This window comes from Tardiphaga sp. 285_C5_N1_2 (genome assembly GCF_052076065.1).
GTDB lineage: Bacteria > Pseudomonadota > Alphaproteobacteria > Rhizobiales > Xanthobacteraceae > Tardiphaga > Tardiphaga robiniae.
Window position 1 is genome coordinate 4,629,387 of sequence record NZ_CP197241.1, and the last position, 20,105, is coordinate 4,649,491.

The window sequence follows — 20,105 nt, forward strand, 5'->3', positions numbered from 1 at the left end:
TTGAATGCGACTGCATGAAATGTTGCCGGATCATCGGATCAAGTCAATGCAATTTGCTCCGCCTCCGATGATCTTCGAAAGATCATTCCCTGCCAGTGGCGCATCCGGTCTGTTATCAAACGGAAACTCCGCACAGGCGGATGATTTCCGGGAGACATGCCATGACCGCAGATATCCGCCGCCGCGACTTTCTCAAGACCTCGGCAGCCTTTGCTGGCATGGCTGCGGCCGGATTTTCCTGCGTGGAGGTTGCCAACGCGGCGCCGATCCAGGTGCCGACCGTCGATCGGCTCTCGATCCGCGTGCTCGTCGATCAGCAGCACGATCAATTCCTGCGCGGCAGCACGGTAAATGGCGTGGTGCATGAGGGGCCAGGACCGGCCCGCAGCGCCGATGCGCGCAACGTGCTGCACAATGAGTGGGGCCTGTCGCTGTTTCTGGAGTCTCAGCGTGAGCAGGACAAGCGTAATATCCTGCTCGATTTCGGCTATACCTCGCCGGCAATCATCAACAATATCGGGCTGCTCAAGGTCGATCCGGCCTCGCTCAACGCGCTGATCGTCAGCCACGGTCATATCGACCATTACGGTGGACTGATCGGCTTTCTCGAGCAATATCGCAGCGTCTTGCCACCCGACATCAAGCTATATGCCGGCGGCGAGGATAATTTCTGCCACCGCGTCAGCCGCGCATCGACCGGCCAGTTCGGCGAAGGCGGCATCCTCGACCGCAAGCAGATCGCCGCGCAGAAGGTGCAGACCGTACTCTGCGAAACCCCGACGGTGATCGAGGGCCATGCTTTCACAACAGGCAAGATCAAGCGTAACAGCGTCGAGCGCGTGCTGCCGAACACCTTCGTGGACTACAAGCCGGACAGCGCAGGCTGCGACTACGGCCACTATACGGCTGCCGAACTGCAGGGCAATTTTGCACCGGACGAACACGTCCACGAACACGCCACCTGCTTCAACATCCGCGGCAAGGGGCTGGTGGTGATCAGCTCCTGCGGCCATGTCGGCATCGTCAATTCGGTCCGGCAGGCGCAGGAGATATCGGGCGTGCAGAAGGTACACGCCGTCGTCGGCGGCTTTCACCTCGGTCCTGCCCCTGCCGACTACCTCAAGCAAATCGTCGGCGAGATCAAGAAGCTCGAGCCCGATGTGGTCATCCCGATGCATTGCAGCGGCCTGAACTTCCTGCTCGAGGCGCGTGCGCAGATGCCGGACAACGTCATCAACGTCTCGACCGGCAGCCGCCTGACCTTCAGCGCGTGACCTCGCGCGCCGCACGCGCCTTCTGGTACCGGACCGGCATAGCCGCCATGGCTGCGCTGTGGCTCGGGTGCTGGAGCGCGGCGCCCGCTTCAGCGCAGGGGTCGTCCCGTTCGGCAGCCGAATTGATGGACGCAGTGATGTGGAATCGCGAGCCGATCGGTGGCGCGTTCCAGCTTATCGACCAGTCGGGCCATGCCCGCAGCGAGCGCGACTATCACGGCCAGCTGTTGCTGGTGTATTTCGGTTTCACCTATTGTCCGGACATCTGCCCGACCGACCTGCAGGCCATCGGACTGGCGATGGACCGGCTTGGCGCTGACGCCGCTCATGTGCAGCCGCTCTTCATCACTCTGGATCCCGAGCGCGACACGCGGGAGCAACTGGCGCAATATGTGCCGATGTTTCACCCGAAGCTGATCGGCCTGACCGGCAGCACTACCGCGATTCATGCCGCCGCCGAAGCCTATCGCGTCTACTACAAGCGCGTCGATTTCCACGACAGACCGGGCGACTACACCGTCGATCACTCCGCCTTCGTCTATCTGATGGACCGCGACGGAAAATATCTCGGCTTCTTTCCGCCCGGCACCTCTGCCGAGAAGATGGTCGACATGATCCGGCCGTATCTGGAAATCGGAAAATAGAGATGCCGCGCCCTTGCGAGCGCAGCATCGTAATAGAAGTGATCGACTGAAGCTTACATGCCCATGATCGCGATATCCGTCACCTTGCCGGTGACGCCGGAGATTCTGGCGGCTTCGGTGGCCTTGCCGGTGGCGAGATCGACCGAGTAGAGCGTGCCGTCGGCCATCAGCCAGGCTTCGTTCTTGCTGCCATCCGACCAGATGTCGAAGGCGACAGCCGCCGGCTTGATGCCGAGTTTGCCGACCGCGCCGAGAATGCCGTCATTCGGTGGCGCCTGCTTGACCAGCGCACCGATGGTGCCGTCGATGTTGAACAGCGCGGTCTCCTTGGTGCCCTTTACAGAGTTTGTGTAGGCGCCGGCGATGACATTCGGCTTCTCGCCCTTGTGCATGTCGGTCTCGGCATATTTGTGATCGCCGTCCTTCGTCACCTTGCCGTCGTCGACATTGGCGCGCAGGCTCATGCCATCCGAGCCCATCACGCGCAGACGGTCGGCCACCGGGTTGAAGTCCACAGTGGCGGTGACGCCCTTGGCCAGCATGGTGTCGAGCTTCGACTTCGCCGTCGCCTTGCCGTCGGCGGCAATGGTGACGATCGTGCCGTCATCGACCAGGCCATAGAGCATGCCATCGGCCGGACGGACGTCGATGCCGACCAGCGCGCCGGAAATACCAGTGACCTTGACGGACCCGGTCGCCTTCTTCTGTGCGGTATCGACCGTCGCAATGGTGTCGCCACCGACCAGGGCTGCGACCTGGGCGGCATTGGCGGCGGCCGCGGGGATCAGCAGCAATGCTGCGGAGGCGGCGAAAAGCGAACGAAATGACATAAGTGGCTCCCTGTGTTTCCGCGGTCCCCTCGGGACCGACACAAGGACTACCGGCGGGCCCTCCCGACTGGATGCACGCCCCTGAAAATAAATTCATTTGGGTGCATCCAATTGCGCGCGGCAAAGGTAGACTGACCATGCAAGGGCATGGACATGACTGGGAATGGCACCATCACCGAGACCCGGCGCGACGAAGCGGGCCTCGACCACGCGCGCGAGGCGCAGCTGTCGGCCGCGCTGGCGCGCTGTGCAGCCGGCGATCGCACGGCTCTGCAGATGATCTACAACAGCGAAGCACCGAAGATGATCGGGGTCGCCCGCCGCATCCTGTTCCGGCAGGATCTGGCGGAGGAAGCCGTGCACGATGCCTTCGTGCGGATCTGGGGCGCGGCCGCGTCGTTCGATCCGCATCGCGGCTCGGCGCGCGGCTGGCTCTATGCCGTCGTGCGCAATCGCGCGCTCAGCATTCATCGCAACGAGCATCGCTATGACGCGTCCGACGACAGTGCGCTCGATATCGACTGCGAGGCGACCGTGACGCGGATGCCCGAGACCTCGGCGCTGCGCAAATGCCTCGAGCGTATCGACCGGCCACGCCGCGATGTCGTGGTGCTGGCCTATGCCCATGGCATGAGCCACGGCGAACTGGCCGGCCGGCTGAAGGTGCCCTTGGGCACCGTGAAGAGCTGGGTCCGCCGCAGTCTGTTCGCGCTGCAGGAGTGCATGGGATGAGCATGCACGACGACAACACGCATTCCACCGACGATCTCGCCGCCGACTATGTGATGGGCCTGCTGGAAGGCACGGAGCTCGCCGCTGCCGAAGCGCGCATGACCGACGATGCCGATTTCGCCAGGGCCGTCAGCACCTGGCGCGAGCGATTGGCCGATCTAGACGCCACAGCCGAAGCGCTCGCCCCCAGCGCTGCACTGTGGGACCGCATCGCCGACTCCACCAAGGTGAAACCGGCGATCCCGCTGCCCGGCGCCCGCGCCGCGCTGCGCGGCGCAACACTATGGGACAATATCGGCTTCTGGCGCGGCACCGGGATCGGCGGGGTGTTCGCGGCCTTGATGCTTGTGGTGATCCTGATCGGCGCACTCGCCACCTCGCGCCAGCTCCGCCGCGAACTGATCGCGCTGGCGCAGCGCAAGCCGATCTATGTCGCCGTGCTGGTCAACGACGCCACCAGGGAAACCGGCGCCATCGTCAACACCTTCTCCGACGGCCGCGTCGAGCTGATCCCGCTGCGCCCGATCGACGTTCCCGCCGGCCGCACGCTGCAGGTCTGGACCCTGTGGGATCGCGACATCGGCCCGAAGTCCATCGGTCTCACCGGACAGTCGCGGACATTGCAGCTCGATCTGGAAGCATTGCCGGATACTGTGGCAGATCAGTTGTTCGAGATCACACTGGAGCCCGAAGGCGGCTCGCCGATCGGGAGACCGACGGGGCCGATTTTGTTCAAGGGGAATGCGGCAAGGGCGTTGTAGAGGTAGCCGAATATTAGGGCGCAACAAAAAATTAGGCCGGTAAAGGTCATGTCCCTAGACCAACCGCCTCAACGCTGAGGTAGCGTCTCTGGGGCGGGCGGCCTTCCAATCGAACCAGTCGAATCAGGGCCAGCTGAAACAGGAGCGGAACCGACAGACCTTAGTGGAGCATGGCTGGTGCCGCCCCCCGAAGGATTGCCAGCTAGCGAGCGGCGTGGGCGAAGCTGCACCATTCGCGCGCCGGGTAAGGGAAGTGAGACAGTCATCCACCGACCGGGAGTGGGCGGTCCTCCCGAATTAATCAAGCTGCCAGTAGCGTTGTCTGCGTTGAACGCAGCTTTTTCCAAGGCATCAGTTAAGACTTGCTCACACCTCTTGGGCTTCTGCCCGTCGGACAGGACGCTTCGACATGACCTCACGAGCAGTTGTGATATCAAGAAGAAGTGGGGCCGATACGCCTCAACCGGCAGCGTTTTTGAGAAGTCTCCCTCGTATTCCGCACTGATCTGCTTAAGGAAGTCCCGCCATATTTTCGGATTCCCATTTCCCTTTCGAAGTGCCGCGATTGCGCTAACTAGCCCTGCACATTCTGGAGCCGCATCAAGTACAGTTGCCGATCCGGCAATGATGGCGTCGTAGGTTTGGGGCCAATACTCTTTACAAGACAACGCAAAGTAATCCGTCACGACCCACATGTTGAGCTCTAATGAGTCTCGATAGACTGGGAGCAACGCAAGTACAGGTCCAGCGCTTGTAAACGCGACGTTAAGCAAATCGTCGATGATAGACGTGATCTGGTTGGCAGCCTTATTGACGTGGATGGCAGCGGTTACGGTATCCGATATGACTGGAATTCTGCCTATGAGCTTTGCTTGGATATCTGCCAACGACTGTCGACTTTCTCCATTGAATAGAGTCACTGCCGCAAGTCGAAAAAGCGCGTAGTCGAGCCGAGACATCTTCTCATCGAAGAACTGACACCAACGCGGCTGCTGTGCTGGCTTCGTTACACTGACAAGACGCCCTTCTGACGTCCACATCGTAATTTCATCAGGGCCGCCAATTGAATTTCGAGATTTCAGTTTTGACGGATCGACCGGAAATGACGCCGCGTCGTCGGTTCGCTCATATAGGCCCGGATAAAGGCACATATACGCCTCGTTGGCTATCGCAAGGGCGCCTTCCAGAGCTCCCGCAATCGCCGTACTATCAATATCGTTGTGTCCCTGGCGGCGCGCGACGGTCAGAAGAACTGTGGCGAGAAGATAGGACCGTAGTAGTCGATGCGTTTTTGTATCAGCTCGAAACAGAACCGCATCTTCGATTTGATCAATGTAGCCACCCTTGCGATCGATCTCCGCACACCCCGTCAGCATTGACGCCACCAGAACAAGCGCCGTCATTCGCGCAGTAAAGCGCGTCGCGAATCCTGAAAACATGATCGCCCCCAAGCAAATCTTTGATTTGTAATGAGGTGAAGCTCGCCAGATTCGCGGCACATCCCGTAGTTGATATTTATCAGGGCATTTCCTTTGATTGATTTATCCACATCAATCGCTTTCGGGTTGAGTGTCCATTCGCGCAGCTGGCGCAGCACGGCGGCGGCCGTCGCTTCGTCGAGGTCCCGACTGTCGCCGGAAATCGTCGCCGACCAGCTGTTGGAGATCACCTTGAGCCCGAAGACGGCTCGCCGGCCGGCCATCCGACCGGGCCTGTATTGTTCAAGGGCAATGCCGCGCGGGCGTTGTAGTGTCGCGGCGATCGGTTTTAGCCCTTGAACGCTTCGGCCCGTGTAAGCGACAAAGGCCAGTGTTCGGCGTCGAATGGCGCGTTGCGGAGAGAGTGCATGCGATATTCGACCGATGATCTGCGCGCGGCTGTCACAGCCGGCGTGCTTCCTTCCACGCAGCTCGATGCCCTGCTGGCTTTCCTCACCGCGCGTGTGCCGGAGCAGCCTGCGGCCGGGCCCAGATTCGATGTCGTGCATTTGCTCTGGTATGCTGGCGCACTGGTGGTGATATCAGCGATGGGGCTGTTCTCGACGCTGGCGTTTTCGCAGATGGGCGGACCGGCGCTGACCGCCACCGCACTTGTCTATGCCGGCCTGTTCACCGCCGCCGGTCACTATCTCTGGACGGTCAAGAAGCTGCGCACGCCGGGTGGACTGCTGATCGCGGTCGCCGTGGCAATGACGCCGCTCGCCGTGTTCGGCATACAGGACGCCTACGGTGCCTGGACCGAATTCGGCAAGCCGGCGGCGATGCGCGATTTCTATGTCTGGATCAAAGGCAGCTTCGTCTTCATGGAGCTTGCGACCATCGCGGCAGCGATCGTGGCACTGCAATTCTATCGCTTTCCCTTCATCGTCTTCATCATGGCGGTCGCGCTGTGGTTCCTGTCGATGGATGTCGTGCCCTGGATCGCGGGCGCGAGCTACGGCAACTGGGAACTATCGCGCAAGGTGTCCATCTGGTTCGGCCTCGGTATTCTGGTTGCTGCGGTGATCGTCAACCTGCGCCAGCGCAGCGGCGATTTCGCATTCTGGCTTTACCTGTTCGGCGTGCTGACCTTCTGGGGCGGCATCACCGCCACGTCGAACGGTACCAATCTCGACAAGGCGCTATACTGCCTGCTGAACGTCGGTTTCCTGCTGATCTCGGTCGCGCTGTCGCGACGAGTCTTTGCGGTGTTCGGCACCATCGGCATTGCGATCTATCTCGGCGACCTCGCGGAGAAGATCTTCAAGGATTCGATGCTGTTTCCGTTCGCGCTGTCGCTGATCGGCATCGGAATCATTGCGCTGGGGCTGTATGTCCATCGCCACCAGCGCGACATCGGCGCCTGGGTCGATGCGCGCCTGCCCGAATCGCTCAAGCGCCTGCGAGCGTAACCGGTCGCCGGACAGGCGTGATATAGCCGGACCTATTCCGCGCGCGCTTTCTTCGGTTCCACGATCTCGAATCCCGATGAGAATTCGTCCAGCAGACCGAACAATTCACGCAGCTTGAGCGGATTGCCGCTGAGTGATGTTTCCCCGGCGGCCACACTATCCGCAAAGGTGCGCTGCTTCAGCGTGATGGCGTCGAGCGCTGCGCGGGTCAGCGTCACGCTGGCGTCGGCGCTGTCTGAAAGTTTGCCCGACATATGCGTCAGCGCTGAATTCTCCAGGTTCATCACGTAGGTTTCATTGAGATCGGTGAAGGTCCAGTTGATGACGATCTTCTTGCCTTCCGCCCTCGTCGCGTTGAGCCGCACCCCGAGAAAATCGAAGGCCAGATCGATGGATACGCCCTTGAGCAGCTCGGCGTTCGCCAGCGACGATCTCTGCGGCCCGACGCCGCTGCGCAGTTCCAGTGCACCGAGCAGATAAGCATTCCGCCACGTCGCCGCCTCGCTCTGATAGCCCAACTGTTCGAGTGCATCGGCACCGAGATCGCGCGCCTCCTTGTTCGACGGATCGGCGAACACGACCCGACTCATCACGCTGGCGACCCAGCGATATTGCCCTGCCTTGAAATCCTCGCGCGCGCGTTTGATCGTGGCGTCCGCACCGCCCATGTATTCGATCTGCTTCTTCGCTTCCTCTGCGCGCGGCAACGGATTGAGGTCCGCGGGATTGGCGTCATACCAGCCAAGATAGAATTGATAGACCGCCTTGGCATTGTGGCTCAGGGTACCGTAATAGCCGCGCGACGCCCAATCGTTCGCCAGCGACAGCGGCAGTTTCAATTGCTCCGCAATCTCGGTTGATGTGAGGCCGTGGTTGAGCAACCGCACGGCCTGGTCGTGGATGAATTTGTAGAGATCGCGCTGTTTCTTGAGAAAATTGACGATGCGCTCGTTGCCCCACATCGGCCAGTGATGCTGTGCGATCACGATATCCGTCCTGTCGCCGTAGCGCGCGATCGCCTCGCCGATGTAGCGCGACCACAACCGGCCATCGCGAATTTCCGCGCCGCGGATGGTGTAGAGATTATGCATGTTGTGGGTGGCATCTTCCGCCATGTTCAGCAATTTGAACTGCGGAAAATACAAGATCATCTCGCTTGGGGCTTCCGAGCCCGGCACCAGATGAAATTCGATCTCGACGCCATCGACGATGCGCGTCTCATAGGACTGCTTGATGAGGTCGTTTGGGGGGATCAGCGAGATCGTCCCCCGCGCCAATGCCTTGCCCAACCCCGTATCGACCTGGGCGCGCTCACCGACCGGCAGTGTGCTGCCGAACTGGTATTGCGCGCGGCGCGACATCGCATTGCCGGCAATGACGTTCTCCGCCACCGCATGCTCCATGAAGCCGTCGGGCGCGATCACCTTGACGTTGCCCTGCCTGGCATCGTTCTCGCTGATGACGCCCTTGGCTCCGCCGAAGTGATCGGCATGGCTGTGGGTGTAGATCACGGCGGCGACGGGCTTCGCAGGCCGATTCTTCAGATAAAGTTCGAGCGCGGCTTTTGCGGTCTCGTTCGACAGCAGCGGATCGATCAGGATCAGGCCGCTGTCGCCCTCGATGATGGTCATGTTGGAAATATCGAGCCCGCGCACTTGATAAACGCGCTCGGTGACCTTGAAGAGGCCGTTGATCGCGTTGAGCTGCGCCTGTCGCCACAGGCTGGGATTGACGGTCGCCGGCACGGCGTCGTTTTGCAGGAACGCATAGGGCTTGGTGTCCCATGCCGGCCTGCCGTCCGGACCTGCGACCACGCCATCCGGCAGCGTGGCGATGAAGCCGCGTTTGGCATCGTCGAAATCGGCGCGGTCGGAAAACGGCAGCGTCTTCAGCACCGATTCGTTCAGCCCCTTCGTGGCCGGCTCGGCGTCCCTGGACTGGGCGAGGCACGGCGCTGTTGCAAATCCTATTGCAGTGCACAGCAATATTGTTGGCATCACACGCATGGCAATCCCTCGCAGACCTCGGCCGCATCGCCGGATTTGAGTGTTGAACCCGGAATCCGAATGACGCATCCTGATTGAAACATAGAGTACGCCAAGGGAGATGATCATGACCACACGCCGCACGGTTTTGCTATCCCTCGCGATTCCTCTTGCCGCACTGCTGCCGGCGCAGGCCGCCTCGCCGCTGAAGAGGCTCGATCCCGACAAGGACGGCACCGTGGACCTCAACGAGGCCAAGGCCGCGGCGTCCGCATTGTTCGACAAGCTCGACCGCGATCATGACGGCACGCTGGATGCGAAAGAGCTGCGTGGCCGGCTCACTGCGAAAGAATTTGCCGCCGCCAATCCCGACAAGGATGGCACCCTCGACAAAGCGGAATATCTCGCCCTCGTCGAAGCGCGTTTCCGCGCCGCCAATCCGGACAATGACGGCACCCTCGATGCAAGGGAACTGGGCTCGCCCGCCGGCAAGGCGTTGCTGAAGCTGCTGCTGTAGGGCCCTTTCATCGCCCCAAGACTCGCCCCATATTCCGCCCATGGCGAAGAAACCCGACTCTCCGAAAAAGCCCGCAAAATCAATCAAGACCCCCGCCGCCAAGCCTGGCGCCGGCCGTCCCGACGTCAAGCCGATCGGGCCTGCGCTGGCGGAACTGCTGAATCCCGCGATCAATCGCGGCGATGCCGGCATGGGATCGGGCACCGGGTTGCAGCCGCCGCCGAGTAATTCCTTCGAGCGCCGCTCCGGCGGCGAGGCCGCGGTGCATCGCGCGCGCAAATCGACGCCGAAGAAGTTCGAGGGCGATGAAGGCATGCGCCCGACGCCATTGCAGCCGTTTCCCCAGCCGGTGGTCGCGCCCTATGCGCCGCGGCTGAGCGAGCAGAAGGGTCTCGAGGAAGCGCCGCAGGCCAATTACAACACCTCGGCCTCGATCCCGACGCTGGATCCGGAACTGGCCAAACAGCTCGGCTTCGCCACCGAGGAAGACGACGCCGCCGCCATGGCGCGGCCGCCGCGCAACAAGATGGAAGCCCTCGGCGTGCAGGCCACGGCCGATGCGCTGGAAGCGCTGGTGCGCGACGGCCGTCCGGAGTTCAAGGACCAGAAAGTGTGGACGCCGCACCGTCCGCCGCGCCCGGAGAAATCCGAAGGCGGCGTGCGCTTCGAGCTGAAATCCGAATACGAGCCGAAGGGCGACCAGCCCACCGCGATCAAGGAACTGGTCGAAGGCATCGACCGCAACGACCGCACCCAAGTTCTGCTCGGCGTCACCGGCTCTGGCAAGACCTACACCATGGCCAAGGTGATCGAGGCGACGCAGCGCCCGGCGATCATCCTGGCGCCGAACAAGACGCTGGCCGCGCAGCTCTATGGCGAATTCAAGAGCTTCTTCCCCGACAACGCCGTCGAATATTTCGTCAGCTATTACGACTACTACCAGCCGGAAGCCTACGTCCCGCGCACCGACACCTATATCGAGAAAGACTCGTCCATCAACGAGCAGATCGACCGCATGCGCCATTCGGCGACGCGCGCCCTGCTCGAGCGCGACGACGTCATCATCGTGGCGTCGGTGTCGTGCATCTACGGTATCGGTTCGGTGGAAACCTATACCGCGATGACCTTCGCGCTGAAGAAGGACGAGCGCATCGACCAGCGCCAGCTCATCGCCGACCTCGTCGCTTTGCAATACAAGCGCACCCAGCATGATTTCACGCGCGGCACCTTCCGTGTGCGCGGCGATGTCATAGACATCTTCCCGGCGCATTATGAAGACCGCGCGTGGCGCGTGAACCTGTTCGGCGACACCGTGGAGAGCATCGAGGAGTTCGATCCGCTCACCGGCCACAAGCAGGACGAGCTCGAATTCATCAAGATCTACGCCAATTCGCATTACGTGACGCCGCGGCCGACGCTGATCCAGGCGATGAAATCGATCAAGGAAGAGCTGAAGTGGCGGCTCGACCAGCTGCACAATCAGGGCCGCCTGCTCGAAGCGCAGCGGCTGGAGCAGCGCACCACCTTCGATCTCGAAATGATGGAAGCCACCGGCTCCTGCGCCGGCATCGAGAACTATTCGCGCTATCTCACCGGCCGCCGGCCGGGCGAGCCGCCGCCGACTTTGTTCGAATATGTGCCGGACAATGCGCTGGTCTTCGCCGACGAAAGCCATGTCACGGTGCCGCAGATCGGCGGCATGTTCAAAGGCGACTTCCGCCGCAAGGCGACGCTGGCGGAATATGGCTTCCGCCTGCCCTCCTGCATGGACAACCGGCCGCTGCGCTTCGAGGAGTGGGACATGATGCGCCCGCAATCCGTCGCGGTGTCGGCGACGCCGTCCGGCTGGGAGCTGCAGGAATCCGGCGGCGTCTTTGTCGAGCAGGTCATTCGCCCGACCGGCCTGATCGATCCGCCGATCAATATCCGCCCGGCCCGCACCCAGGTCGACGATCTCTTGGGCGAAGTCCGCGCCACCGCGGCCCAGGGCTATCGCTCGCTGATCACCGTGCTGACCAAGCGCATGGCCGAAGACCTCACGGAATTTCTCCATGAGCAGGGCATTCGCGTGCGCTACATGCACAGCGACATCGACACCATCGAGCGCATCGAGATCATCAGGGATCTCCGTCTCGGCGCCTTCGACGCGCTGGTCGGCATCAACCTGCTGCGCGAAGGCCTCGACATTCCCGAATGCGCGCTGGTCGCCGTGCTCGATGCCGACAAGGAAGGCTTTTTGCGCAGCGAAACCTCGCTGATCCAGACCATCGGCCGCGCCGCGCGCAACGTCGACGGCCGCGTCATTCTCTATGCCGACCAGATGACCGGCTCGATGACCCGCGCCATCGCCGAGACCGATCGCCGCCGCGAGAAGCAGGTGGAATACAATACGCTGCACGGCATCACGCCGGAGAGCGTGAAGAAGTCGATCGGCGACATCATGAACTCGGTCTATGAAGGCGACCGCGTGCTGGTGGATATCGGCGGCGGCATGGCCGAAGATGCCATCACCATCGGGCACAATTTCGAAGCCGTGCTGGCCGATCTGGAAGTGCGGATGCGCGAGGCCGCAGCCGACCTGAACTTCGAGGAAGCCGCCCGCCTGCGCGACGAGGTCAAGCGCCTGCGCGCCACCGAACTCGCCGTGGTCGACGACCCCACCGTCAAGCAGCGCGGCGTTGCCGCACGCGGCGGCGGTTACAAAGGCGAGAAGAAATACGGCGACGCTGCCAACCTCCCCGCGCGTCTCGACAAGGCCGCGCAAGGCAAGGCGCGCGGCAAATACGGCAAGAGTTCATCAGCGGGCGGCGCATCGTCGAAAGTGCACAAGCCCGGGCTCGACGAGATGGGCATCGCGAACTGGCATGAAGTGAAGCCCGCCCGCGGCAAAGAGGTGGAACGTCCACGCAAGCCGACGCTGGACGAAATGGGTCCGGGCACCGAGAGCAAGATCTTCCAGCCGAAGAACAGCCGCGAGTCCGGCCCGGAGTTTGGCCCCGCGCCAAGATCAACCGGCGGCGCGCCGGGGCACCGGGGTGGGTGGAAGAAGCGGTAGCTACACGCTCGGACAGCAGCGTCCCCTCCCCCCTTGCGGGGGAGGGTCAGGGAGGGGGTGCCACACGGTTGGAAAATCTGTAAGCCCCCGCTTGGTTGACCAAAATCCATCTGTAGCGTATACGCTACAGATGCCAACGATCAAAAAGAAGCCAGCTTTATTTGATGCCGCCGACTATCTCGACAGTCCAGAGATAGTCGCCGCCTATCTCACTGAGGCTTTTGAATCGGAAGACCCGGCCTTGATCGTCAAGGCGATCGGGACCGTCGCCCGCGCGCAGGGCATGACCGACGTGGCAGAGAAAACGGGCTTGTCGCGCGAAAACCTCTATCGGGCCCTCGGCGGCGGCGCCAAACCGGAATTCGCCACAGTGCTGAAAGTGCTGCACGCGCTGGGTATTAGCCTCGTGGCACAGGCGCAGATGGAGTAGTCGCGTCTCAAGAAGTCTTGCACGGACACCGAATGCGGTATTTTCAATCGAAAAATCCGCCAGTTCGGGCCTCCACCATGTCCAAGGGACGGCTAGAATGGAAGCTCCGCGCCCATTTGTTGTCGCTCAAAACCATTCGGAACCTGCCATATACTCGCATAGCAATTTGTAATTGAATCAAATAAACCGATTCTAGAGTTTTCTTCCTAGATCAATTTAAGCACCCCATTCTTGGATTGTGAGAGAAACGTGCTCGCAAACAACTCGCCTGCAAGAATGCGCCTGATTGCTGTAACGCACGCAGAAATGCGATCACCCTCATCCGAGGTGATTGAAGTCGCAAAAGGCTACATATTCAAATACCTACGGACAAAATTACCAGACCTCCCAAATGATGTCTTCTCCAACAGCACCTACGACAGCGACGCCGGTGATTTCTCGGCCGAACGCATCCAAAACGACACGCTCGACATTTGGTCCTCGCGCTTTACGGAACCAGATTCAAATGTCGCGGGACGGACGTGGTCGCTAGAACTCACGATCGGGAAAAGCACAACCGGTGGACTCTTTGGTAGCCGCCTCGTGTGCATGTCACGCAAACTAGACTTTGACTTCCATCCGGCGGTGCCGATCGTGTACCGCGAACTAGCATCCGAAAATATTCTTTTCGGTGATGGAGTGCGCCTATCTGCTGAGCCCCGCGATGTGACGAACGAAAGCGACAGCGAATGGCTCGTTGCACTAATAAACAATCCAAGACGCTGGCGGAACGTCGTTGTCGTTGCCGCGGATGATGAAGGCAACACTGCGATAAATGCCGAGTCCGTCGCCAGGCGATTGTGCGGCACCGCGCATGTTGTTAAAATTTTCCCAGCCGCATCATTTTATCTGTCAGATGTCATTTCGCGCCACCTTTCGGTTTTTGATCGTGGAGTCCGCATATATCGAGAGACTGCGAACATTGAGGATGACGATGTTCATCGCCATCCTCTCTACACGCACCAACAGATATCACGCCAGAATGCATTCAGGCTTGAAAGCACAATAATACACGACGCCTTCAGAACGTCGGTCGACCAGAACCTTCGTAAGCAAGCGATACCTACGTTTATCCAGATTCGCTCAGCAAGTGCTAGCTTCCGTCTTGCGCTGACGGCAGACAACGGCAACAGCTGGGAACAATCACAACTACAATTGGACGCCGCTTTAGTAGCCAAAGCTGCTGCGGAAGCACAATCCAAAGAAGCCTTAGATCTAGCCATTCAAGAAGAACAAACACGGCGAGAAGCAGAAGCCGAACGCGATCAAGAGCGAAGTCGCGCAGCAGCAATGAGCGCGAGAATACGATCTCTCGAAGATAGACTAAAAAACTCTTCCAGCAAAAAATTAGCGCTACCGGAAAAATACGAGAATTTTCCAGAATGGATCGACGCTGAATTTGCCGGCCGCATCCAGCTAGCCCCCCGGGCACTGCAAGGACTAAAATCTGGACAATTTGAAGACATCACTCTCACCTGCGAACTAATTCAGCTTCTGGCAACTCACTACGTTGACAGCAAAAGAGGTATCGAAGGCGCTTGGGACAACTTCCAATCTGAGCTGAAAAATCGAGGAGTAGATTTTTCAAGGTCTATAAGCGGCACGCGTGCAGGCGAACAAGGCGATGAGTACTTTATTAAATACCGCGACCAACGGACGTTCCTCGAGTGGCATCTTAAGAAAGGAACTTCGAGAGACGCACGGCGTGACTTACGAATCTATTTTTTCTGGGACGAAGCTGACGAGGAAGTCGTAATCGGATATTTGCCTGGCCACTTAGACAATCGGCTGACATAGAAATGTATTCGGCGATCTGATCCGCCTTTCTTCATTCGCCCATTGACATAATTCCTACAAGACTATATACTCCTCCCCGTCCTGCTCATGAGGGGCGCTTCTCGAGGGCGCTTTCGGAGTGGAGCAGGATACGGCGCCTGCGGACGTGCCTCGCAAGCACGGACTCGGGAGGTCCGGGGTCACCGTCCTGGCCCACTACGGGGCTGCGCCGGAAACGGCTGGACGGGTGCGGGTGAAGGCAGGCGAAAGCCTGTCCGGAACGGGGGACTTTCATTAGTCCTGCCCAGTACCCGGAAGCACGGTCCCTGGAACAGAAATCGCCGTGATGGAGCGCCGCAAGGCGTTGCGCTGTGGACGGAACGGTGTCGCAACCGGACTGGACGCAGCGACTGACTATCAAGGTGCGCCTTGCGGCGCTCCATTCCCCTCAGTTTTCGAGGGGAAGACCACAGCTCACCTCGGGGCTTTCGCCAGCGAGAACGATGTCACGTGGCTGTTTGACATTCGAATCGGAGAGACAAATGGGATGGTGCATGCGCGGGCCTATTGAACCGTTTCGGCGCCACGCCAACCAATCATGATGCGCGGCCATCGCGCCGCATCGCGGTGGCAAGTGGCAATGACCGAGTGGCAGTTGGCGATGATCGAGATCAGTGCCCTCAAGAAGCGGCTCGACGACCTCACGCGCAATCACGGCAGAACCCGCAACTATCTGGTCGGGCTGACGTCAGGCATAGTGGCTGCGCTGGGGGCCTCGCTGTTCGAACAATACGGCAGGACGGCCAGCAACATCTATACCCAGGTGATCGGCTTCTTCCTCGTCCGCCGCATCACGCGCTGGACGCTGACAGACTGACGCTCATTTTCCCGCCGGCGGCGCGACGTCGGCGACCTGGCCGCTGCGCTTCAGGGCTTCGGCGACGAAACCCGAGGCCTTCATCTCCTCGACGAAGGCGGCAAGATAGGTGACACCAGCCGTGCGCGGCTTGTCGGCAATGCGCGGCATGGCCATCGCCTGCTGGATCTCCTGGAAATGCCCGGACATCACGCGCATCTCCGGATGGTCCTTGGCATAGGCATCGAGCTGCTGGCGCACGCCGGCGGCGGCATCGAGCTTCTCGTCGAGAAACTTCCGGATCATCGCGCTGCCGCCGCCGGCATCGGCGCGCAGCACGGTGGCGTGCTTGATGGTGCGGGTGAGATAGAGGTCGTAGGCCGAGCCGAGGCCGACCGCCATCCTGACGCCGTCCTTGTCGACGTCGTCGACGGTCTTCAGCGGCGAATTGACGGGGACCATGTAGGTGCCCTCGATGATCACATAGGGCGCGGTGAAGATGATCTCCTGCGCGCGCACCGGCTCGATGGCGATGAAGCCGACATCCCAGGCGCCGGCCCTGGCGCCCTCAAACACTTTGCCTGCCGCTTCATAGGGCACATAGTCCACGGGGACGCCGAGGCGCTTGGCCAGTTCGGCGGCGAGATCCGCCGAGACGCCGCGCGGCGCGCCGTCCGGGCCCTTCTGGGCCAGGACGCTGTTGCCGTAATTGATCGCGGCGCGGAGTTTGCCGGTGGGCGCGAGATCGCGCAGCACCTCGGGCGATGCCTGAACGGATTGGGCCGCAGGCTGGGCGAAAGCCGGGAATGCAGCACTCATGAACAGCACCATCCATCGTAACACACGCATCATAGGCCTCCCCGATTTCGGCGCGACCATGCCCGCAAACCCGCCGCGCGACAATCGGCGACCAGGGGCTTCGACGACAGCGTGATCAGCCCGGCGCGACCAACCTCCGTTCGTCACGCGGACGGGATGGCTGATATGCCCGGCCGGGAATGCCTGTTATCGCACTGCGCGAACGTCTACACTGGTGCCCGTTGGCGCAGTGGGTGGCTTTAAGTGTTCGACGGTTTCTACAAATGTGACTACCGGGCGGGCGACGTGGTCGGCCGCAGCGTCATGTATTGCAAGGACGGCCGCATGCTGGGCGGCAACACCGCCTTCGCCCATATCGGCACCTATGAGGAAGCCGACGACGGCATCCATGCGGTGATCCATGGCCAGCGCCATCATGTCGGCTCGCAGTTTCGCACGCTCTATGGCGACGACGACGGCTCGATCCGCGTGCGTGGCATCCACGACGGCAAGAACTACAGGTTCACGGGCGGCGACGCGCAGGGCAAGGGGCCGGCCTTCGAGTCCGTGATGACACGGCTCGACGAAGAGGACTTCCCGGACACCGGCACGGTGGGCGATGGCGGCATCGCCAACGGGCTGTATTCGCTCCACATGAAAACCCTCGACGGCGTCGAGGACGGGCTGACCGGCGTGATGCTGCTGTTCGACGGCCGCATTCTCGGCGGCGACGCCCGCTTCTATTATCTCGGCGCCTATGGTTCGGCCGGCGGCCGCTGGAAGGGCGAGATCGTCAATCAGGAACACACGCCCGCAGCCGGCGGGAGTTCGCTGTTCGCCGGTTACGAAGTGGGCATCGGCTTTTCCGGCAGCTGCAGCGACGGCTGCGCGGCATTCGAAGCCACCGCCCTCGCCGGCAAGCGCAGCCTGCGCCTGAAGGCTGAGCTGTCGCTGCTGCACAAGGCGTGATGGTTACGCGCGCGCCAGCACCTTGCGTTCGACGGGATGAATGTCGATGGCGCGCAGGCGGCCCATCCGCAGCACGTCAATCTCGATCGTCCGATCGATACGGTCGCGATCAAGAATGCGGATCAGATCGTCGACGCCATTCACCGGCACGTGATCGAGACTGACGACGACATCGCCAGGCAACAGGCCAGCCTTGAACGCCGGACCGTCGGGATCGATCTGATCGAGCAGCGCGCCCATGGTGTTCTCGATGCCGGCGAGCACCGCATGGCGGCGCGGGATCGGCGCGGTCTGGCCGGACACGCCGATGAAGGCGCGGCGGACATAGCCGTGACGGATGATCTCCGACAGCACGAATTGCGCGGTGTTGCTGGCGACCGCAAAGCAGATGCCCTGCGCGCCCTGGATGATGGCGGTGTTGATGCCGATCACCTCGCCGCGCGACGACACCAGCGCGCCGCCGGAATTGCCGGGATTGAGCGCGGCATCGGTCTGGATCACGTCCTCGATATTGCGCCCGCTCACCGAGCGGATCGAGCGGCCGAGTGCCGAGACGACACCGGCGGTGACCGTGGATTCGAAGCCGAGCGGATTGCCGATGGCGACCACGAGCTGGCCGCGCTTCAGGTTCTTGGAATTGCCGAGACCCGCATAGCGCAGGTCGCGCGCATTATCGGCCCGCAGCAAAGCGAGATCGGTATCGGGATCGGCGCCGAGCACGCGAGCATCGGTGACGACGCCTTCGGTGTCGCGCAGGCGAATATGCCTGGAATCGCCGACGACATGGCTGTTGGTCAGGACAAGGCCGTCCGGCGAGATGACGATGCCGGAGCCCAGCCCGCCGCGTTCGCGGGCATTCGGCGTCCTCGCTCCGGTCTCGACCCGCACGACCGCGGGGCCGACGCGTTCGGTGACATCGATGACAGCGTTCGAATAGGCATCGAGCAGCGCAGCATCGTTCGGCACTGCGGCAACGGCGGGTGTCGCGGAATCGTCATTTAAGGGATGTGCGGTGATATCAAGCATGGCGATGCTTCCTTTGAGATTTAAATGGCCCCGGCGCGCACCACTGCAAGTGCAGCATGCGCGGGAGACATGGCCGGGCTGCGCCGCGCCTTAACCTCAGGTCTGTTCAAAGCGTGACTTTACGCCGCAGCTCAGCGCACCTATGTTTTGCGCGCGGCTGTCGATGGTGATGAGCGCTTTTCAAGGGACGAAACCACGATGGCCAAGCAACCCTGGTATCGCATTCTCTATATCCAGGTGCTGATCGCGATCGCGATCGGCGTCACAGTCGGCTACTTCTATCCGGATGCTGGCAAGGCCCTGAAGCCGCTCGGCGACGGCTTCATCGCACTGATCAAGATGATGATCGCGCCGGCGATCTTCTGCACCGTGGTGCACGGCATCGCCTCGATCGGCGACATGAGCAAGGTCGGCCGCATCGGCGGCAAGACGCTGCTGTATTTCGAGACGGTCTCCACCCTGGCGCTGCTGATCGGCCTCCTGGTCGGTCACTTCCTGCAGCCCGGCGCCGGCTTCAATATCGATCCCTCCACATTGGACGCAAAATCCGTCGCCAGCTATGTCAGCCGCGCCAAGGAGGAAAGCTTCGTCACCCATCTGATGGGAATCATTCCGACGTCCTATTTCGACTCGCTGGCCAAAGGCGATCTGCTGCAGGTGCTGCTGGTGGCGATCCTGTCCGGCTTCGCGATCTCGCATATGGGGAAACCCGGCGAAAAGATTGCCGAAGGCGTTGATCTCGCCGGCAAGATGTTCTTCCGCATCATCGGCATGATCGTGCAGCTCGCGCCCATCGGCGCCTTTGGTGCAATGGCTTTCACCATCGGCTCGTTCGGCCTCGGCGCCCTCGTCAATCTCGGCTATCTCATCTTCACCTTCTATCTGGCGTCGCTGCTGTTCGTGCTGCTGGTGCTCGGCGGTATCGCGCGTGCCTTCGGCTTCTCGATCCTGCGTTTCATCGGCTATATCAAGGACGAGCTGCTGATCGTGCTCGGCACCTCGTCGTCCGAGACTGTGCTGCCGCGCATGATCACCAAGATGGAAGCTCTGGGCGCATCGAAGCCGGTGGTCGGCCTCGTCATTCCGACCGGCTACAGCTTCAATCTCGACGGCACCAATATCTACATGACGCTCGCCACGCTGTTTCTGGCGCAGGCCACCAACACGCATCTCACCTTCGGCCAGATGGCCGCGGTGCTCGGCGTGGCGATGCTGACATCGAAGGGCGCATCGGGCGTCACCGGCGCGGGCTTCGTGACGCTGGCCGCGACGCTGTCGATCATCCCCGATATTCCGATCACCGCACTGGCCATCATCGTCGGCATCGACAAGTTCATGAGCGAATGCCGGGCGCTCACCAATCTGATCGGCAACGGCGTCGCCACCATCGTCATCAGCCGCTGGGAAGGCGAACTCGATCGCCATCAGCTCCACGAGGCGCTGCTGCATCCGATCGATTTCGGCGAAGAGATGGAGCGCCGGCCGCTGGGAGAACTGCCGGAGAAATCGGCCGCCTGATCGCT

General features: G+C 61.3%; 18 protein-coding genes. 12 read left to right on the top strand and 6 right to left on the bottom strand.

Features of this window, described 5'->3' with window-relative positions:
• Positions 1-161 precede the first annotated feature (161 nt).
• The gene (locus tag AB7951_RS21845; protein ID WP_089261748.1) at positions 162-1,274 is read left to right on the top strand and encodes an MBL fold metallo-hydrolase; all 1,113 of its coding nucleotides are present in this window, start codon (positions 162-164) and stop codon (positions 1,272-1,274) included.
• Between the two features lie 47 nt (positions 1,275-1,321).
• On the top strand, positions 1,322-1,918 hold the full coding sequence (locus AB7951_RS21850) for an SCO family protein (protein WP_439062713.1): 597 nt from the start codon (positions 1,322-1,324) through the stop codon (positions 1,916-1,918).
• A 53-nt stretch (positions 1,919-1,971) separates the two neighbouring features.
• Here the strand turns inward: AB7951_RS21850 and AB7951_RS21855 are convergent, their stop codons facing one another.
• The gene (locus tag AB7951_RS21855; protein ID WP_439062358.1) at positions 1,972-2,748 is read right to left on the bottom strand and encodes a DUF4394 domain-containing protein; all 777 of its coding nucleotides are present in this window, start codon (positions 2,746-2,748) and stop codon (positions 1,972-1,974) included.
• A 153-nt stretch (positions 2,749-2,901) separates the two neighbouring features.
• Between AB7951_RS21855 and AB7951_RS21860 the strand changes: the two genes are divergently transcribed.
• Together AB7951_RS21860 and AB7951_RS21865 are read left to right on the top strand one after the other, a co-directional pair.
• Complete coding sequence (locus tag AB7951_RS21860; RefSeq protein ID WP_439062357.1) at positions 2,902-3,480, top strand: sigma-70 family RNA polymerase sigma factor; 579 nt, start codon at positions 2,902-2,904, stop codon at positions 3,478-3,480.
• Complete coding sequence (locus AB7951_RS21865) at positions 3,477-4,241, top strand: anti-sigma factor (protein WP_439062356.1); 765 nt, start codon at positions 3,477-3,479, stop codon at positions 4,239-4,241. The genes AB7951_RS21860 and AB7951_RS21865 overlap by 4 nt, the downstream gene beginning before the upstream one ends.
• A 68-nt stretch (positions 4,242-4,309) precedes the next feature.
• Here AB7951_RS21865 and AB7951_RS21870 read toward each other — a convergent pair whose 3' ends face one another.
• Positions 4,310-5,680, bottom strand: coding sequence for a hypothetical protein (locus AB7951_RS21870; RefSeq protein ID WP_439062355.1), 1,371 nt, complete (start codon positions 5,678-5,680; stop codon positions 4,310-4,312).
• Positions 5,641-5,943, bottom strand: coding sequence for a hypothetical protein (locus AB7951_RS21875; RefSeq protein ID WP_439062354.1), 303 nt, complete (start codon positions 5,941-5,943; stop codon positions 5,641-5,643). Before AB7951_RS21875 ends, AB7951_RS21870 begins: the two co-directional genes overlap by 40 nt.
• Positions 5,944-6,087: 144 nt before the next feature.
• On the opposite strand from AB7951_RS21875, the gene AB7951_RS21880 reads away from it, so the two are divergent.
• Positions 6,088-7,131, top strand: a complete 1,044-nt coding sequence (locus AB7951_RS21880; RefSeq protein ID WP_439062353.1) for a hypothetical protein — start codon at positions 6,088-6,090, stop codon at positions 7,129-7,131.
• A 32-nt stretch (positions 7,132-7,163) separates the two neighbouring features.
• On the opposite strand, the gene AB7951_RS21885 is transcribed toward AB7951_RS21880, so the two are convergent.
• Positions 7,164-9,128, bottom strand: a complete 1,965-nt coding sequence (locus tag AB7951_RS21885) for an alkyl/aryl-sulfatase (RefSeq protein WP_439062712.1) — start codon at positions 9,126-9,128, stop codon at positions 7,164-7,166.
• Positions 9,129-9,243: 115 nt separating this feature from the next.
• Between AB7951_RS21885 and AB7951_RS21890 the strand changes: the two genes are divergently transcribed.
• The 5 genes from AB7951_RS21890 to AB7951_RS21910 all read left to right on the top strand — a co-directional run bounded on the left by AB7951_RS21890 (position 9,244) and on the right by AB7951_RS21910 (position 15,810).
• Positions 9,244-9,633 (top strand): EF-hand domain-containing protein, encoded by a 390-nt coding sequence (locus tag AB7951_RS21890; RefSeq protein WP_184513836.1) that lies wholly within the window; start codon positions 9,244-9,246, stop codon positions 9,631-9,633.
• Positions 9,634-9,673: 40 nt separating this feature from the next.
• The gene (gene uvrB / locus AB7951_RS21895) at positions 9,674-12,688 is read left to right on the top strand and encodes an excinuclease ABC subunit UvrB (protein WP_439062352.1); all 3,015 of its coding nucleotides are present in this window, start codon (positions 9,674-9,676) and stop codon (positions 12,686-12,688) included.
• 130 nt (positions 12,689-12,818) lie between these two features.
• A complete protein-coding gene (locus tag AB7951_RS21900) occupies positions 12,819-13,118 on the top strand; it encodes an addiction module antidote protein (protein ID WP_439062351.1) in 300 nt (99 codons plus the stop codon).
• A 249-nt stretch (positions 13,119-13,367) separates the two neighbouring features.
• Entirely contained in the window at positions 13,368-14,954 is a 1,587-nt protein-coding gene (locus AB7951_RS21905; protein ID WP_439068747.1) for a hypothetical protein, read from the top strand.
• Between the two features lie 619 nt (positions 14,955-15,573).
• Positions 15,574-15,810 carry a hypothetical protein gene (locus AB7951_RS21910; RefSeq protein ID WP_439062349.1) on the top strand — a complete coding sequence of 79 codons (237 nt, stop codon included), beginning with the start codon at positions 15,574-15,576 and terminating at the stop codon, positions 15,808-15,810.
• A 3-nt stretch (positions 15,811-15,813) separates the two neighbouring features.
• On the opposite strand, the gene AB7951_RS21915 is transcribed toward AB7951_RS21910, so the two are convergent.
• Complete coding sequence (locus AB7951_RS21915; protein WP_439062348.1) at positions 15,814-16,638, bottom strand: ABC transporter substrate-binding protein; 825 nt, start codon at positions 16,636-16,638, stop codon at positions 15,814-15,816.
• Between the two features lie 213 nt (positions 16,639-16,851).
• Between AB7951_RS21915 and AB7951_RS21920 the strand changes: the two genes are divergently transcribed.
• Complete coding sequence (locus tag AB7951_RS21920) at positions 16,852-17,556, top strand: hypothetical protein (RefSeq protein ID WP_175367596.1); 705 nt, start codon at positions 16,852-16,854, stop codon at positions 17,554-17,556.
• Between the two features lie 3 nt (positions 17,557-17,559).
• Here AB7951_RS21920 and AB7951_RS21925 read toward each other — a convergent pair whose 3' ends face one another.
• The gene (locus AB7951_RS21925; protein WP_439062347.1) at positions 17,560-18,582 is read right to left on the bottom strand and encodes a S1C family serine protease; all 1,023 of its coding nucleotides are present in this window, start codon (positions 18,580-18,582) and stop codon (positions 17,560-17,562) included.
• A gap of 198 nt (positions 18,583-18,780) precedes the next feature.
• Between AB7951_RS21925 and AB7951_RS21930 the strand changes: the two genes are divergently transcribed.
• A complete protein-coding gene (locus tag AB7951_RS21930) occupies positions 18,781-20,100 on the top strand; it encodes a dicarboxylate/amino acid:cation symporter (RefSeq protein ID WP_089261771.1) in 1,320 nt (439 codons plus the stop codon).
• Positions 20,101-20,105: the final 5 nt, after the last annotated feature.

Bases quoted from the DNA above. Each gene is read 5' to 3' on its own strand.
- AB7951_RS21845 (WP_089261748.1), top strand. From the start codon at position 162: ATGACCGCAGATATCCGCCGCCGCGACTTTCTCAAGACCTCGGCAGCC.
- AB7951_RS21850 (WP_439062713.1), top strand. From the start codon at position 1,322: ATGGCTGCGCTGTGGCTCGGGTGCTGGAGCGCGGCGCCCGCTTCAGCG.
- AB7951_RS21855 (WP_439062358.1), bottom strand. From the start codon at position 2,748: ATGTCATTTCGTTCGCTTTTCGCCGCCTCCGCAGCATTGCTGCTGATC.
- AB7951_RS21860 (WP_439062357.1), top strand. From the start codon at position 2,902: ATGACTGGGAATGGCACCATCACCGAGACCCGGCGCGACGAAGCGGGC.
- AB7951_RS21865 (WP_439062356.1), top strand. From the start codon at position 3,477: ATGAGCATGCACGACGACAACACGCATTCCACCGACGATCTCGCCGCC.
- AB7951_RS21870 (WP_439062355.1), bottom strand. From the start codon at position 5,680: ATGTTTTCAGGATTCGCGACGCGCTTTACTGCGCGAATGACGGCGCTT.
- AB7951_RS21875 (WP_439062354.1), bottom strand. From the start codon at position 5,943: ATGGCCGGCCGGCGAGCCGTCTTCGGGCTCAAGGTGATCTCCAACAGC.
- AB7951_RS21880 (WP_439062353.1), top strand. From the start codon at position 6,088: ATGCGATATTCGACCGATGATCTGCGCGCGGCTGTCACAGCCGGCGTG.
- AB7951_RS21885 (WP_439062712.1), bottom strand. From the start codon at position 9,128: ATGCCAACAATATTGCTGTGCACTGCAATAGGATTTGCAACAGCGCCG.
- AB7951_RS21890 (WP_184513836.1), top strand. From the start codon at position 9,244: ATGACCACACGCCGCACGGTTTTGCTATCCCTCGCGATTCCTCTTGCC.
- uvrB (WP_439062352.1), top strand. From the start codon at position 9,674: ATGGCGAAGAAACCCGACTCTCCGAAAAAGCCCGCAAAATCAATCAAG.
- AB7951_RS21900 (WP_439062351.1), top strand. From the start codon at position 12,819: ATGCCAACGATCAAAAAGAAGCCAGCTTTATTTGATGCCGCCGACTAT.
- AB7951_RS21910 (WP_439062349.1), top strand. From the start codon at position 15,574: ATGACCGAGTGGCAGTTGGCGATGATCGAGATCAGTGCCCTCAAGAAG.
- AB7951_RS21915 (WP_439062348.1), bottom strand. From the start codon at position 16,638: ATGCGTGTGTTACGATGGATGGTGCTGTTCATGAGTGCTGCATTCCCG.
- AB7951_RS21925 (WP_439062347.1), bottom strand. From the start codon at position 18,582: ATGCTTGATATCACCGCACATCCCTTAAATGACGATTCCGCGACACCC.
- AB7951_RS21930 (WP_089261771.1), top strand. From the start codon at position 18,781: ATGGCCAAGCAACCCTGGTATCGCATTCTCTATATCCAGGTGCTGATC.